A 2,500-nucleotide genomic window follows, 5' to 3' on the forward strand; every position below is an offset into this window, starting at 1 on the left:
CAAACTGCGTTTTGCAGGCCTGGCAGCGACCTACTCTCCCACACCTTAAGATGCAGTACCATTGGCGCTGGGGAGTTTCACGGCCGAGTTCGGGATGGGATCGGGTGGGGGCTCCCCGCTGAGGCCACCAGGCCGGCGAAGCGCAGTTTGTTGTGAACTGGTCTTGTTTTGATCATTTCAAACGCGCTCAAGTAGCCCGAAGGGCGGTAGCGCACTTAAGATGATCTTTTCAAAGCGCCTTTGGGCGCATTTAAAAGATGAACATTGATTAATGAGAGGATCAAGCCGAACGAGCTATTAGTAAAGCTAAGCTTCATGTGTTGCCACACTTCCACACGCTTCCTATCGACGTGGTGGTCTTCCACGGCTCTTCAGGGAGAACTGGTTTTGAGGTGGGTTTCCCGCTTAGATGCCTTCAGCGGTTATCCCTTCCGTACATAGCTACCCTGCAATGCGGCTGGCGCCACAACAGGTCCACCAGAGGTACGTCCATCCCGGTCCTCTCGTACTAGGGACAGATCCTCTCAATTCTCCTACACCCACGGCAGATAGGGACCGAACTGTCTCGCGACGTTCTGAACCCAACTCACGTACCACTTTAATTGGCGAACAGCCAAACCCTTGGGACCTGCTCCAGCCCCAGGATGTGATGAGTCGACATCGAGGTGCCAAACAATGCCGTCGATATGGACTCTTGGGCATCATCAGCCTGTTATCCCCGGCGTACCTTTTATCCGTTGAGCGATGGCCCTTCCACGAGGGACCACCGGATCACTATGGCCGACTTTCGTCTCTGCTCGACTTGTCAGTCTCGCAGTCAGGCAGGCTTATGCCATTGCACTCAACGAGCGATTTCCGACCGCTCTGAGCCCACCTTCGCGCGCCTCCGTTACCATTTGGGAGGCGACCGCCCCAGTCAAACTACCCGCCACACACGGTCCCGGATATTGTTGTACCGCGGTTAGATATCCATGACGACAAGGGTGGTATTTCAAGGGTGACTCCACAAGAGCTGGCGCCCTTGTTTCAACGTCTACCACCTATCCTACACATGTCGTGACGAATACCAGTGTGAAGCTGTAGTAAAGGTGCACGGGGTCTTTCCGTCTGACCGCAGGAACCCCGCATCTTCACGGGGAATTCAATTTCACTGAGTCTATGCTGGAGACAGCGGGGAAGTCGTTACGCCATTCGTGCAGGTCGGAACTTACCCGACAAGGAATTTCGCTACCTTAGGACCGTTATAGTTACGGCCGCCGTTTACTGGGGCTTCAATTCGGTGCTTGCACACCTCCTCTTAACCTTCCAGCACCGGGCAGGCGTCAGACCCTATACGTCGTCTTGCGACTTCGCAGAGCCCTGTGTTTTTGATAAACAGTCGCCACCCCCTGGTCTGTGCCACCCCAATCCGGTTGCCCGAACTGAGGTCTCCCTTCTCGCGAACTTACGGGAGCATTTTGCCGAGTTCCTTCAGCATAGTTCTCTCAAGCGCCTTGGTATTCTCTACCAGTCCACCTGTGTCGGTTTCGGGTACGGTTTATACGGTGGAGCTATTTCCTGGAACACATTCGCTGCACCCCCAATCCAATAAGGAGATACAACACACTGCATCCGTCACTACCACCAAGCTGCAGAATATTAACTGCATTCCCATCGACTACGCCTTTCGGCCTCGCCTTAGGGGCCGGCTAACCCTGCGCCGATTAGCGTTGCGCAGGAACCCTTGGACTTTCGGCGAGAGGGTCTCTCACCCTCTTTATCGTTACTCATGTCAGCATTCGCACTTCTGATATCTCCAGGACCCCTCACAGGTATCCCTTCGCAGACTTACAGAACGCTCCGCTACCGCGCATCAAAGATGCACCCGCAGTTTCGGTGTATGGCTTGAGCCCCGGTACATTTTCGGCGCGGGACCCCTTATTTAGACCAGTGAGCTGTTACGCTTTCTTTAAATGATGGCTGCTTCTAAGCCAACATCCTGGTTGTTTTGGGAGTCCTACATCCTTTCCCACTTAGCCATAACTTAGGGACCTTAACTGGCGGTCAGGGTTGTTTCCCTCTCCACAATGGACGTTAGCACCCACTGTGTGTCTGCCGGATAGTACTTCTCGGTATTCGGAGTTTGGTTAGGATCAGTAAGGCGGTAAGCCCCCATAGCCCATCCAGTGCTCTACCCCCGAGAGTATTCATCCGACGCTCTACCTAAATAGATTTCGCGGAGAACCAGCTATTTCCGAGTTTGATTGGCCTTTCACCCCTAGCCACAGCTCATCCCCGACTTTTTCAACAGGCGTGGGTTCGGTCCTCCAGTGCGTGTTACCGCACCTTCAACCTGGCCATGGCTAGATCACTCGGTTTCGGGTCTAATCCAACGAACTGAACGCCCTGTTCAGACTCGCTTTCGCTGCGCCTACACCTATCGGCTTAAGCTTGCTCGTTAAATTAAGTCGCTGACCCATTATACAAAAGGTACGCTGTCACCCTTGCGGGCTCCAACTGT

General features: G+C 53.9%; 2 rRNA genes (1 of these 2 cut by a window edge). Both read right to left on the minus strand.

The window, feature by feature from the left end:
* Positions 1–17: 17 nt before the first annotated feature.
* Positions 18–132 (minus strand): 5S ribosomal RNA (gene rrf, locus ABLQ08_RS32365).
* A gap of 144 nt (positions 133–276) precedes the next feature.
* A 23S ribosomal RNA gene (locus tag ABLQ08_RS32370) occupies positions 277–2,500 on the minus strand (it continues 498 nt past the right edge of the window).

Origin of the sequence: Roseibium sp. SCP14 (assembly GCF_040329475.1) — a bacterium.
In the GTDB taxonomy this organism is placed as follows: Bacteria; Pseudomonadota; Alphaproteobacteria; order Rhizobiales; family Stappiaceae; genus Roseibium.